At 70.1% G+C, this 12428-nt stretch carries 12 protein-coding genes; 7 read left to right on the top strand and 5 right to left on the bottom strand.

From position 1 onward, the window contains the following. Positions 1-172: 172 nt before the first annotated feature. The gene (locus tag GRX01_RS12040) at positions 173-1357 is read right to left on the bottom strand and encodes an LEA type 2 family protein (RefSeq protein ID WP_159667639.1); all 1185 of its coding nucleotides are present in this window, start codon (positions 1355-1357) and stop codon (positions 173-175) included. A gap of 133 nt (positions 1358-1490) precedes the next feature. Between GRX01_RS12040 and GRX01_RS12035 the strand changes: the two genes are divergently transcribed. The 4 genes from GRX01_RS12035 (at position 1491) to GRX01_RS12020 (ending at position 3421) form a co-directional block, all read left to right on the top strand. Beyond that, positions 1491-1676, top strand: coding sequence for a DUF7525 family protein (locus GRX01_RS12035; RefSeq protein WP_159667636.1), 186 nt, complete (start codon positions 1491-1493; stop codon positions 1674-1676). 88 nt (positions 1677-1764) lie between these two features. Continuing rightward, positions 1765-1989, top strand: a complete 225-nt coding sequence (locus GRX01_RS12030) for a DUF7123 family protein (protein ID WP_159667633.1) — start codon at positions 1765-1767, stop codon at positions 1987-1989. 179 nt (positions 1990-2168) lie between these two features. Then, positions 2169-2597, top strand: a complete 429-nt coding sequence (locus GRX01_RS12025; protein WP_159667630.1) for a CoxG family protein — start codon at positions 2169-2171, stop codon at positions 2595-2597. After that, entirely contained in the window at positions 2594-3421 is an 828-nt protein-coding gene (locus GRX01_RS12020) for a carbon-nitrogen family hydrolase (RefSeq protein WP_159667627.1), read from the top strand. The genes GRX01_RS12025 and GRX01_RS12020 overlap by 4 nt, the downstream gene beginning before the upstream one ends. 46 nt (positions 3422-3467) lie before the next feature. Here GRX01_RS12020 and GRX01_RS12015 read toward each other — a convergent pair whose 3' ends face one another. From GRX01_RS12015 to GRX01_RS12005, 3 genes are all read right to left on the bottom strand, one after another. Next, on the bottom strand, positions 3468-3731 hold the full coding sequence (locus tag GRX01_RS12015) for a hypothetical protein (RefSeq protein ID WP_159667624.1): 264 nt from the start codon (positions 3729-3731) through the stop codon (positions 3468-3470). A gap of 285 nt (positions 3732-4016) precedes the next feature. Further along, a complete protein-coding gene (locus tag GRX01_RS19505) occupies positions 4017-5159 on the bottom strand; it encodes a Gfo/Idh/MocA family oxidoreductase (protein WP_201289591.1) in 1143 nt (380 codons plus the stop codon). Between the two features lie 596 nt (positions 5160-5755). Beyond that, a complete protein-coding gene (locus GRX01_RS12005) occupies positions 5756-7285 on the bottom strand; it encodes an aldehyde dehydrogenase family protein (protein ID WP_159667620.1) in 1530 nt (509 codons plus the stop codon). Between the two features lie 180 nt (positions 7286-7465). On the opposite strand from GRX01_RS12005, the gene GRX01_RS12000 reads away from it, so the two are divergent. Next, positions 7466-7906, top strand: coding sequence for a DUF4112 domain-containing protein (locus tag GRX01_RS12000; protein ID WP_159667617.1), 441 nt, complete (start codon positions 7466-7468; stop codon positions 7904-7906). A 57-nt stretch (positions 7907-7963) separates the two neighbouring features. Here the strand turns inward: GRX01_RS12000 and GRX01_RS11995 are convergent, their stop codons facing one another. Continuing rightward, positions 7964-8794 carry an RIO1 family regulatory kinase/ATPase domain-containing protein gene (locus GRX01_RS11995; RefSeq protein WP_159667614.1) on the bottom strand — a complete coding sequence of 277 codons (831 nt, stop codon included), beginning with the start codon at positions 8792-8794 and terminating at the stop codon, positions 7964-7966. 115 nt (positions 8795-8909) lie between these two features. Here GRX01_RS11995 and GRX01_RS11990 point away from each other — a divergent pair, with 115 nt between their 5' ends. Both GRX01_RS11990 and GRX01_RS11985 read left to right on the top strand, forming a co-directional pair. Next, on the top strand, positions 8910-10052 hold the full coding sequence (locus GRX01_RS11990) for an acyl-CoA dehydrogenase family protein (protein WP_159667612.1): 1143 nt from the start codon (positions 8910-8912) through the stop codon (positions 10050-10052). A 119-nt stretch (positions 10053-10171) separates the two neighbouring features. Beyond that, complete coding sequence (locus tag GRX01_RS11985; protein ID WP_159667609.1) at positions 10172-12412, top strand: sensor histidine kinase; 2241 nt, start codon at positions 10172-10174, stop codon at positions 12410-12412. The last annotated feature ends 16 nt before the right edge of the window (positions 12413-12428 follow it).

Raw genomic sequence — 12428 nt, 5'->3', positions numbered from 1 at the left:
GGCGAGTTCCGTGCGCGGCTTCGGACGAGGTCGTCGGCAGTCGTCGGTTAACGGTCGGCGGTCGACACTCGACAGTCCTCGATCGTCGGTTCCCACGCTCGAACACCGAACACACAGAGGAAACAGCGGGAACGGGATCGGAACCGGTCCGAGACGCGGCGAGCGACCCCGGTCAGAAGAGTCCGCCGTCGTCCGTCGTCGTTCCCGTGGGAGTGCTAGTCGGCGTCGCTGTCGGCGTTGCAGTCGGCGTCGCTGTCGGCGTTGACGACGGGGTCGGGGTCCCGGTCGGCGTGTCCGTCGGCGTTCCGTCGGTGGATCCGTCGGTGGATCCGTCACCGTCGCTCGAGCCGTTCGACCCGGTGTCCACTCCCGAGTCGGCGGGCTTCGTTCCGAACACGTCCGTCTCGATCGTCCGCTCGTAGCTATCGAGTTCGATCCGTTGTTCGCCGCCGCCGCCGTTGGAGAGGTCGATCACGAGGTAGAACGGCATCCGCAGGTCCGTCACTTGGTTTCGCCGGAGGTGCGACACCCACCACTCGTCGAGCGTCCCCGTTCGGATCACGGTCGTCGCCTCGACGGCCACCGTCTCGCCGGGACCGATGGTCGTGGTGCGGGCGGCCTCGCCGCTTCCCATCGTGATGTTGTTCATGTAGATGTCGTAGCCGATCTCCGAGACGACGATCGGGTACGCCTTCGGGTTGTGGAGGTGCAGCGTCATCCCGATCTCCGTCCGCTCCTCGTTCACGGTTCCCCACTCGGCCTCGGTGCGTTCGAGGATCAAGACCGGGTCAGAGACGACGGGGGAACTCGCGTTCAGCGGTTTCGGCTCGTCCGTGCGGAACGCCTCGATGACGGACGTGTTCACGTCGCGGGACACCTGCGTCGTGTAGCTCTGCCCCACGAGCGAGGAGGTCGCCGTGGCGTCGACCCGCAGGTCGGTGTGCTCTCCGTTTCGGACGTGGGTCACCCACCAGGCGGGGATCCTCGAGTTGTCCAGTTCCGTCGTGAACGGGACCGAGGTGTTGCCGGTGCCGACCGAGACGCCCTCCTTGGTCCCGCTGGCCATCGACACGTCGTTCATCGAGACCCCGTAGTCGATCGTCGTCCCGCCCAGACTGACGCCGATCGGGTTGGGGTTGTTCACCTGTAGGTCGCTCTCGATCGTCGTGGTCTCGTTGGTCACCTCGCCGAAGCGATTCTCGACGCCGACGACCGACGGCGCCCCGACGACGCCGAGGGCGAACGCCCCTCCCACCGATCCGCCGAGAACGAGGAGCGCGACGAGCAGGGTTCTGACGGTCGAGAGGCCGCGGTCTGTTCCCCCAGGTGTCGGAGCGCGTTCCGACGGTGCTGTCATCACTGCCGCCGTACCGCTCCCCGAACATATACGATCCGACCGAGGGCGACGAGCGAGGACCGGACGACGGACGCGGAGCCCACGGCTGCCCCGCATCCGCAAGCGTTAGGTACGCCGCGTCGGAGCGACGCGTATGGAAACCGAGACTCTCGAAAGCGACAAGGCGATCGGCGTCTCGCTCGTGTTCGGCGCGTTCGCCGTGGTGGGCGCGGGGTTCATGCTCGCGGGCGCCTCCCAGATCGTGATGGCCTGGGGGTTCGCGCTGGCGCTGACCGCGGCGATACTGGCGGTCGTCGCGCTGCAGGCGTTCGACATCTGACACGGGGCGTCACGTCGTCGGTCGAGGCCGTCGGGTGAGTGTGAGGGAAGCGTTAAGAACGCTCGCACCCAACACTGAGACAGCACAAATGACGGAGTACACCGACGAGGAGAAGCGCATCCTCGCGTACCTGCGCGACAGCGTCTCCCGGGGGGAGGAGTACTTCCGAGCGAAGAACATCGCGGAGGCCATCGGCCTCTCCGCCAAGCAGGTCGGCACCCGCCTCCCGACGCTCGCGGAGAAGTCCGAGGAGGTCGACATCGAGAAGTGGGGCCGCGCCCGCTCGACCACCTGGCGCGTCGAGGTTCCGTAGCCGCCGCCCGATGTCCGCCGACACACCGTCCGCGTACGTCGGTCGCCGCGACGGCCGATCGATCCAGCCCGGACGAACAGGGAGCGGATCGTCGTGACCGTCGACGCGACCCGCCCCGGTCGACCGGGGGCTCGGGCGAACCACCCCGTTTTTTCGCCCCCCGCACGTACGTCGGTTCGATGACCGTGCGTGTACGCCGGGAGTTCGTCTTCGAGGCCGACCCGGAGGACGTCTGGGCGTTCATCTCCGATCCGGCCAAGCGTGCCGGGGCGATCAGCGTCGTCGACGAGTACGAGGTCGACGAGGAGGGGACCGCGACGTGGCACGTCCGCCTGCCGATCCCGGTGATCCGATCGAGCATCGCCGTCGAGACGGAGGAGGTGCGCAAGGACCCGCCCGAGTACGTCAAGTTCGTCGGGAAGTCCCGGGCGTTCCGCGTGACGGGCGAGCACACGGTCTCCGAGACCGAGGACGGTCGCGCCCGCCTCGTCAACGAGTTCGTCGTCGACGGCCGCCTCCCCGGGGTCGAGTCGTTCTTCGAGCGGAAGTTCGGCGACGAGCTGGACAACCTGGAACGCGCCCTGGAGCGCGATCTGGGGCTCGCATGAGGCTCGCGCTCGCACAGATCGAGGTCCGCGCGGCCGACCGCGACGGCAACCTCGACCGAGCGCTGGCGGCGATCGCCGACGCCGCCGACCGCGGCGCGGACCTGGTCGCGCTTCCGGAGCTGTGGAACGTCGGCTACTTCGCGTTCGAGGCGTACGAACGCGGCGCCGAGCCCCTCTCGGGACCGACCCTGACCCGGCTCGCCGAGGCCGCCACCGACCACGACGTCGCCCTGCTCGCCGGCTCGATCGTCGAGGACCTCGCCGAGAGCGCCGCCGCCGGCGAGGACGTGCCCGCGGACGGCGGCCTCGCGAACACCGCCGTCCTGTTCGACTCGGACGGCGACCGGCGCGCGGTGTACCGGAAACACCACCTGTTCGGCTACGAGTCCGCGGAGACGCGACTGCTCACGCCCGGCGAGGCGCTGCCGGTCGTCGACCTGTCGGGCGTTCGCATCGGCGTGACGACGTGTTACGACCTTCGGTTCCCCGAACAGTTCCGGGCGCTCGCGGACGGCGGCGACGGCGAGACCGGCGTCGACCTCGTGCTCGTCCCCAGCGCGTGGCCGTATCCGCGGGTCGAACACTGGCGGACGCTCTCGCGTGCGCGGGCCATCGAGAACCTCGCGTACGTCGCGACCGTGAACGGCTCGGGGAGCTTCGAGGACGCCGAGTTGCTCGGCCGGTCGACCGTGTACGACCCGTGGGGGACGACGCTGGCGTCGGCAGGCGACGAGCCGGCGCTCGTCTCGGCCGATATCGAGCCCGATCGCGTCGAACGCGTGCGCGAGGAGTTCCCGGCGCTTCGCGACAGGCGCGACTACTGACTCGGAGAGCGACGGGGATCGAGGGCGGTCGAACCGTGGAGCCCGGCTACTCGACGTGGTGAACGAACACGGTGTACTCGTCGTCGAGGAACTGACAGAGGCGCTCGCGGACGTCCGGCTCCACGTCGACGTGCGCCAGTGGAACCTCCTCGACCCGGAGAAGTTTCCCCCCGCCGTGGATGTCGGCGTCGGCATCGGCGTCGATCGAGTCGCCCGGCGCCCCGAGCCGGCGGTGGTCGACGATACGGCGCGGCTGTGACAGCAGGCCCTCGGCGCCGCCGACCAGCGCCTCGGCCCTGAGGCGAGCCATATCGAACGCTTTCCGTGCGCGGACATAACCGTTTCCGTCGATCCGATCCTCGCCGCCCGGTGCCGGAGCATTTATCCCGGTGAGTGGGATAGAAACCGATGCCGGCGAACCGACGCTTTTCTCGTCGTAAGCTGGCACACCCAAGATCCGCGCCGCCGCACCGACGCGACTGCGCGCGCCCGACCCGCGGTCAGGGGTCCACCGCGACGGACGCGCGCACCACCGCCTCCCCACCCCCACCTTCGTTCGCCGCGACGTATCACCCCGCCCAGCGGGATTGCCGTGCTATAGTTCGACCCGTCCCCCCGTCCGCGCCGATTCCTGCGCCGCCGCGAGCGCCCGCATGTCCACGAGCCCGTCGCTCCCGTCGGGCTCGATGTCCCCGCCGGTCGCCACCGCGTGCGCGAAGTAGTCGAACTCCTCCACCGTCTCGTCTGCGCCGGCGTCCGCGAGTTCCACGGTCCCCTCGCTCGTCTCCACGGTCACCTCGCGGTCCGCCCCGGGCTGGAACGCCGACCGGACCGCGATCCGCCCGTCGCTCCCGAGCAGCTCCAGCGACGTGTTCGGGTGGCCCGAGAACGACGCCGAGAAGTTCCCGACCCAGCCGCCGCCGTCGACCGGGCCCGCCCCGTCGATGTCGTCCGCGTCGCCGTCGCCGGCACCGCTGGCGGCGCCGAACTCGACCCGGAAGTCGACGTGTTGATCGACCCCGTCGAACGCGGGGTCCGGCGACCGGGTCGTCGCCGAGACCGCGACCGGGTCGTCCCCGGCGAGGAACCGCGCGGTGTTGAGCGGGTACACGCCCACGTCGTACAGCGCGCCGCCGCCCGCGAGGCGGCCGTCGAGGCGCCACTGGTCCGGGCCGGCGTCGCCGCCCAGCACCGGGAACGTGAAGTCGCCGGACGCCCGCTGGAGGTCGCCGATGCCGCCGGCGGCGACGAACTCCCGCAGGCGCCGCATCACGGGGTCGGTCTGCATCCGGTAGGCGGTCATCAGCCGGACGCCCGCGTCGTCGCAGGCGGCGACGAGCCGCTCGGCGCGCTCGACGGTCGCCTCGAGCGGCTTCTCGCAGATGACGTGCTTCCCATGGCCGGCGGCCGTCTCGACGTGGGGCAGGTGGAGCCGGTTCGGGGTGGCGACGTAGACGGCGTCGTACTCGTCGCTCGCGACGCCGGCGTCGTACTCGTCGTAGCCGATCGCGGTCACGTCGAACTCGTCGGCGAGGCGGGCGCGCTTCTCCGGGTCGCCGCTGACGACGACCGTCGGCGCCGCGTACTCGCCGCGCTCCATCGCCGGGATCGAGACCGAGCGCGCGTAGTTGCCGCAGCCGACCGTCGCGATCCGGGTCGTCGCGTCGGCGTCGCCGCCCGCGCCGCCGTCGTCCGTCCAATCGCGCCGCGTCGTCTCGGAGAACGTCGACTCGAACACAGACACACCGTCCGGGCGCGCCGGCTAAACCGCACCGGTCGCCCGAGAATCGCATCCGATAATCTCGACGGTGCGTTCAAGTACTGGACGCGCGCCGTTCGAACTACCGCGGAACCGAACCCCGCCCGAACGCACTCCCCAGCGTGTTCGGGCGTACCGGCCGTTTCGGTCGGTTCGTTCGGCTTCGCGGCCCGGGGACAGCCGTCCCCAGCGAACCGGGACCGCCCGCGCGACGGCACGTTTGCCCATCCGCGCGGGCCGGCCGGAGCAACTCCCGCTCCCACTCCCGCTCCGGCCCCGCGGTCCCGGCACCGCGCAGAGGTGCGGTCCGACGGCGGCGAGAGGCGCGACGCACCGTACATCACCCACAGTCCGGCACGGACGCACGCGACGCACCATGCACCACCCGCGTCGCGCCCGTCGCCTCACCGCACCAGTCGTCGCCGCGCCGACGGGAGCGGTTCTCACGACGCCCAGCAGCTGCAGCAGGACCGGAACGGCGGCCGCGGGGCTCGCCTGTTCGACGGTCACGCCGGATACGATCGCAGTGGCGACGACTGGGGCCGTCGGGGGTCGACAGCCGGTCGGGAGGGTCCTCAGTCGTCCTTGGTCTTGATGTCGGCGGAGAGGCCCTGTGCCATCTCGATCTCCTTGGAGTTGTTGAGCGTCCACGCGGTACGCTCGGTCACCGCCTCGATGACCTCACGCGCCGACGGGTAGCCGTTGCCCGACTTCTTCACGCCCCCGAACGGCAGCTGGACCTCCGCGCCGATGCACGGGAGGTTGCCGTACGCGAGGCCCACGTCCGCGTTGTCGCGGAAGTAGTTGATCTGGCGGTAGTCCTCCGAGATGATCGCCCCGGCGAGCCCGTAGTCCGTGTCGTTGTGGATCTCCACCGCATCCTCGATGTCGCCCGAATATTTCAACAGCGCCACGTGCGGGCCGAACACCTCCTCGTGGGTACACCGCAGGTCTTCTTTGGCGTCGGCCTCGTACACGAACGGCCCGACCCAGTGGCCCTCCTCGTGGCCGTCGGGGATCTCCTCGTCGTCGAGCTCCTCGCGGTCGACGAGCACGTTCACGCCCTCGTCCTTCGCGAGTTGGTTGTACTCCGAGACCTTCTGCTTGTGCTCTTCCTCGATGAGCGGGCCCATGAACGTGTCCTCGTCCAGCGGGTCTCCCACTGCGACGTTCTTCGCGTTCTCGACGAAGCGCTCCTTGAACTCGTCGTACACGTCCTCGTGGACGACCAGCCGCTCGCTCGACACGCAGCGCTGGCCGGTGGTCTTGAAGCTGGACATGACCGCCGAGTGGACGGCCACGTCCAGATCCGCCTTCTCGGTGATCACGATGTTGTTCTTCCCACCCATCTCGCAGGCCGCGAGCTTGCCGGGTTCGCCCCCGACCTTGCTGGCGATCTTGTGGCCGACCTCCGCGCTGCCCGTGAACAGCACCGTGTCGACGCGGTCGTCCTCGACGACGGCGTTGCCCGCGTCGCCGAAGCCCTGGACCATGTTGAACACGCCGTCGGGAACGCCCGAGTCCTCGAACATCTCCGCGAGGATCTGCGCGCACCACGGCGTCTGTTCGGCGGGCTTGAACACCACCGTGTTGCCCTCGACGAGCGCGACGGCCATGTGCCAGAACGGGATGGCGACCGGGAAGTTCCACGGCGTGATGCAGCCCACGACGCCCCGGGGCTTGCGGCGCATGTACGCGTCCTTGCTGGGGATCTCGGAGGGAACCACGTCGCCCTTAGGGTGGCGAGCGTCGCCGGCGGCCCACTCGACCATGTGCCACGCCTCGGTTACGTCCGCCTTCCCCTCGGAGATCTCCTTCCCACACTCCTTGGTGACGATCTCGCCAAGCTCGTCGTGGCGTTCCTTGAGCTCGTGGTAGATGTCCCAGAGGTACTCCGCGCGGTCGATGTGGGAGAGCTCCTTCCACTCCTCGAATGCCTCGTCGGCGGCGGCGACCGCGCGGTCGACGTCGGCCTCGGTGCCGCGACGGAACTCGCCGAGCTCCTCGCCGTTGGCGGGGTTCCGGCTGGTGAACGTCTCCTCGCCCGTGCCGTCGGTCCACTCGCCGTCGATGTAGTGCTGATAGACGCCGTCGTCTCGACTCATGGGCAAAACTTGCGTCACCGGCGTCATATAGATGCGGGAAGTTCGTCGCCCGCCGAGTGTGATCGTGCCCCCGGAACCGGATTCGCGGGAGGGACTCCCCTCGGCGTCGTCGGCGCCGCGGATTCCCGCCGGCCAGCCACCGCCGCAAGAGCCTTTCCTCGTGGTCGCCTCCGCACGACCATGACAGACGCCGAGTCGCTCACGATGGACCTGCCCGAATCGGTCGACGAGCCGGCGCTGCGACGCGTGAAGACCGTCGCCCGGCTCATGGACGAGGCGGTCCGGATCCCCGGGACGAACACGTGGATCGGTCTCGACCCGGTGCTCGGTGTGGTCCCCGGCGCCGGCGACGCGGTCGCCGTCGGCGTCTCGCTGTACATCGTCGCCGAGGCGGCGTACCTCGGCGTCCCGCTGACGACGGTCGTCCGGATGCTCGCGAACGTGACCGCCGACGCGGTGCTCGGATCGATCCCGGTCGTCGGGCCGGTGTTCGACACGTTCCTCAAGGCGAACACGTGGAACGTCTCCTCCCTCGAGGAGTTCGTCGCAGACGCCGACGACGAGCGGGGCGCCGCCGACGGTGGCGACGGTCCGGTCGCCATCGAGATCACGGAGGAGTGATCCGAGAGCCGCCGTAACGGGCGACGGTCTCGCGCCCGTCCCGCGGGTCACCCGAAGTCACGACTCGCTCCGCTCCCCTTCCGCCGTCGCGCGCTTCTCGATCTCGCCTTTGAGCCCCGGCCCGTCGAAGTCGTGGTCCGGGCGGATGGCGACGAAGTCGAGGTACTCGCGAGCGGCCAGCACCTCCGCTCGGGGGTACGCCGACAGCGCCGCCGCGACCGCGTCTGAGGCGCCGATGAGCGGCTCCAGCGCCGCCAGCCCGCACGCGAGGTCGTACTCCCGTGCGTCCAGCTCGCCCGGCTCCCGGACGCTCGTCGCGTCGATGAAGTAGAGGTCGCCGTCGAGGATGAGCACGTTCTCCGCGCGGAGGTCGCCGTGGGCGAGCCCGTTGTCGTGGAGTCGCCTGAGCGATCGAAACAGCTCCGGGGCCAGTTCGCGTTCGGCGTCGACGTCGAGTTCATCGAGCGGCCGAAAGGCCGGGAGGTACTCGACGACGAGCACGCCCAGCCCGTCGACCTCCAGCGCCTCGACCGGCTCGGGCGCGTTGACGCCGATGGCGCGCATCCGCTCGGTCGCCTCCAGCTCGTGACGGGCCATCTCCGCGGGCGTGCCGAAGTGCTCGAAGAACCCCTCCGTGCCCGAGGAGAACGCGCCGAGGTTGCGCCCGGCGGTGAACAGCGCGTGGACGACGGAGTTCTGGCGGCTCACCACCTTCACGAAGTACGGCTCCCCGCCGGCGTGGAGGATGAACGGGGTCGACAGCCAGTTGTCGGCCTCGAGGAACTCGACGCGCGCCGTCCCGTCGCCGTAGCGGACGGCGAGTTCGCGCGCGACCGTCTCCAGGCGTCCCCACTCGACGGTTCCACGGAGGAGGCGCTGGAGGTCCATGCGGTGGTTCGTAGTCCGCGAGCGGGGATAAATCGTTGCGGCGCTCGGCCCGCGGATATTGCGCCGACCGAAAGCCATCGAAACAGGTATTTCGGGGGGCGCCCGTGGTTCGATCATGAACTTCGATCTACCCGCGGAACACCGGATGATCCGGGACCAAGTCCGGGAGTTCTGCGAGGAGGAGATCGCCCCCATCGCCCAGGAGATCGAGGAGGAGCACCGGTTCCCCGAGGAGGTCTTCGAACAGCTCGGGGAGCTCGACATGATGGGCGTCCCCGTCTCCGAGGAGTACGGCGGCCTCGGCGGCGACCAGCTGATGTACGCGCTCGTCACCGAGGAGCTGGGCCGCGTCTCCGGCGGTATCGGGCTCTCGTACGCGGCACACGTCTCGCTGGGGTCGAAGCCGATCGAGCTGTTCGGCACCGACGAGCAGAAGGAGGAGTGGCTCCGGCCGCTCGCGGGGGGCGAGGGGATGGGCGCGTGGGCGCTCACCGAGCCCGGCTCGGGCTCCGACGCCTCGGACATGGACACGACGGCGGAACGGGACGGCGACGAGTGGGTGCTGAACGGCACGAAGCAGTTCATCACGAACGCCAACGTCGCCAACAGCGTGCTCGTGAAGGCCGTCACCGACCCCGACGCGGGCTACGACGGTATCTCGACGTTCATCGTCGATCCCGAGAACGACGACGGCTTCGAGGTGACGACCGTCTGGGACAAGATGGGGCTCAACTCCTCGCCGACCTGCGAGATCCAACTGGACGACGTGCGGATCCCCGAGGACCGACTGCTCGGCGAGGAGGGCGAGGGGTGGACCCAGACGATGAAGACGCTGGAGGGCGGACGCATCTCCATCGCCGCGCTGTCGACGGGGCTCGCGCAGGGCGCCTACGAGGCCGCCAAGGAGTACTCCGGCGAGCGCGAGCAGTTCGGCGAGCCGATCTCGTCGTTCGACGCCGTCCGCGACATGGTCGTCGACATGCACCGCAAGACCGAGCGCGCGCGGCTGCTCACCCACAAGGCCGCGACGAGGTACGACGACGGCGAGGACGTGACGCGCGCGTCGGCGCTCGCGAAGCTCGACGCCAGCGAGGCCGCCCGGGAGGTCGCCGAGGACGCCGTGCAGGTCCACGGCGGCTACGGTTACACCACCGACTTCCCGCCCCAGCGGTTCTACCGCGACGCGAAGCTGATGGAGATCGGCGAGGGGACCAGCGAGATCCAGCACCTCATCATCGGACGCCAGCTCGGGCTGTAGCCGGCGGTCCCGATCGCGGCCGGGCGGCGCCACCGTGCCGACCCTCGGATAATCCGTTCTGATAATTCCGGGGGCGCCTTTATCTACCGACCCGGACCACCCGGAGACACCTGTCGTCAATGGTCCACGTGTCAGACGTCTTCCTCGCCGCCGCTGCCGGCTCCGCGCTGTTGGCAACCGGCGCGGGTGTGCTCGCGTACGTGCGAACTCGCGAGCGAACGGACCACGCCGGCGCCGCGATCGCGGCGACGCTGTTTCTCGTCGCCGCCTGGTCGGCCGCGCTGGGTCTCCAGTGGGCGGCCGGAACGACGGCCACGGCCGGGACGTTGCTCCGGGTGAAGTGGCTCGTCTCGCTGCCGATCGTGAGCACCTCCCTGTTGTTCGCGTTCACGTACGCCGGCCACGGCGAGTGGCTGACTACGCCGAGGACAGCCGCACTCACCGCCGAGCCCGCGGTCATCGGCGCGCTGGTCGTCGTGAACCCGAACGGCGTGTTCCTCGCCGGGATCGAGCCACGGAGCGCCTTGGGGGCGGTCGTGCTCGTCGGCGAGCCCGGGCCGGCCCTCGTCGCACACGTCGTCTACAGCGTGCTCGCCGGGGCGGTGTTCGTCTCGGTCCTGGGTCTGGCGGCCCTGCGCTCGTCGGGGACGTATCGGGCTCAGGCGGCCGTGTTGTGCGTCGGAACCGCGGTCCCGGTCACCACCCTCTCGCTGTTCGCCCTGGGGCCGTCGTGGCTGCCGCCCGTCGACCTCACGCCGCTGAGCTTCGGGGCGGTGAGCCTCGCGCTGTTGATCGCGATGACCCGGTACGACCTGTTCGACGTCGCAGCCGTCGCCCACGAGACGGTGTTCGCCGGGCTCGACGACGCGATCGTCGTCGTCGACGAGGACGACCGGGTGCTCGAGGCGAACCCGGCCGCGCGGGAGACGTTCGCCCTCGGCGACGACTGGGTCGGCGACGACGCCGCGAGCGTGCTGCCGGGCGCCGTCGTCGAGTCCGGGCTGCTCGACGACGACGGCGACGACGGGGCCGAGGTCGTCCTCGACGACACGGACCCCGACATCGCGGGCGACGGGGGGTACGGGGAGCCGGTTCCGGATCCGACGTACTTCGAGGCGACCTGCGAGTCGCTCGGACGGGAGGGGCTCCGGCTGCTCGTGTTCCGTGACGTGACCGAGCGACGGGGGATCCGGAGACGGTATCGAGCGTACGTCGAGCACTCCGAGGACATCGTCGCCGTCGCCGACGCCGACGGCGTGCTCGAGTACATCAGTCCCGCCGTCGAGACCGTCCTCGGGTACGACACGGAGACGCTCGAAGGGGAGGTGCTCACGGACTACATCCACCCCGACGACCGGCGGTCGGTCGCGAGGCCGTTCGCCGAGAGCCTTGGTCGGCCCGGCGAGCGCGTTCGCCTCTCCTTCCGCGCGGAGCACCGTGACGGCGGCTGGCGCGTGCTCGACGGCGTCGGGGTGAACCGCTTCGACGACCCGCACATCGGCGGCTACCTGCTGAACCTCCGGGACGAGACCCGCAGGGACCGGTACGAGCAGCGGCTGCGAGTGCTGACCCGCGTCCTCCGACACGACCTCCGCAACGAGCTCAACGTCGTGCACGGCTACGCGGACGTGATCGCGGCCGAGGACGGCGACACCGCCGAGCACGCCGAGCGCATCCAACGGTCGGCCGAACGACTCGCGTCGCTGGGGAGTCGAGTCCGCGGGGTCGACCAGACGCTTCGCCGGACGGAACACGGCGGCCGTCCGATCGACGTGACGCGCGTCGTCGGGAACGTGGCCGACCGCGCCCGCGACCGGTTCCCGGAGATGACGGTGACCGTGGAGGCCGACGAGGCGGTCGCGTACGCCGACGAGCTGTTCGCCACCGCGGTGTGGAACCTCGTGGAGAACGCCGGTCGGCACCACCACGACGACGGACCACGGGTGGCGATCACGCTGTCGGACGACTCGGGGACCGTCGAGGTCCGGATCGCGGACGACGGGCCGGGGATACCCGCGGAGGACCGTGAGGCGGTGGAGTCGGGTCGCGAGACCCAGCTCCGCCACGCCAGCGGGCTGGGTCTCTGGCTCGTCAGGTGGATCGTGGACGGCGTCAACGGGGAACTCACCTTCGTCGACGGCGAGGAGGCGACGGACGAGCCGATCGACGACGTCGGAACCGTCGTCGTTCTCCGCCTGCGAGCGGCCGACGGCGAATCGGTGACGACGGGGTCGGTCGACCAGATGGACCCGTGGGACGTCACCAGAGCGCGGGCCCAGCGCACAGACGGCGGGGACGACGACGACGTGGCGCCGTTCGACCAAGCCGTCCCGCCACAGCAGCCGGACGGCGGACCATGACGCGAACGAGGGGCCG

This window comes from Halobaculum saliterrae, from assembly GCF_009831625.1.
GTDB classification, from domain to species: Archaea; Halobacteriota; Halobacteria; order Halobacteriales; family Haloferacaceae; genus Halobaculum; species Halobaculum saliterrae.
Note: the sequence above shows the minus strand (reverse complement) of the source record. Positions and strands in the feature narration are given on the sequence as shown.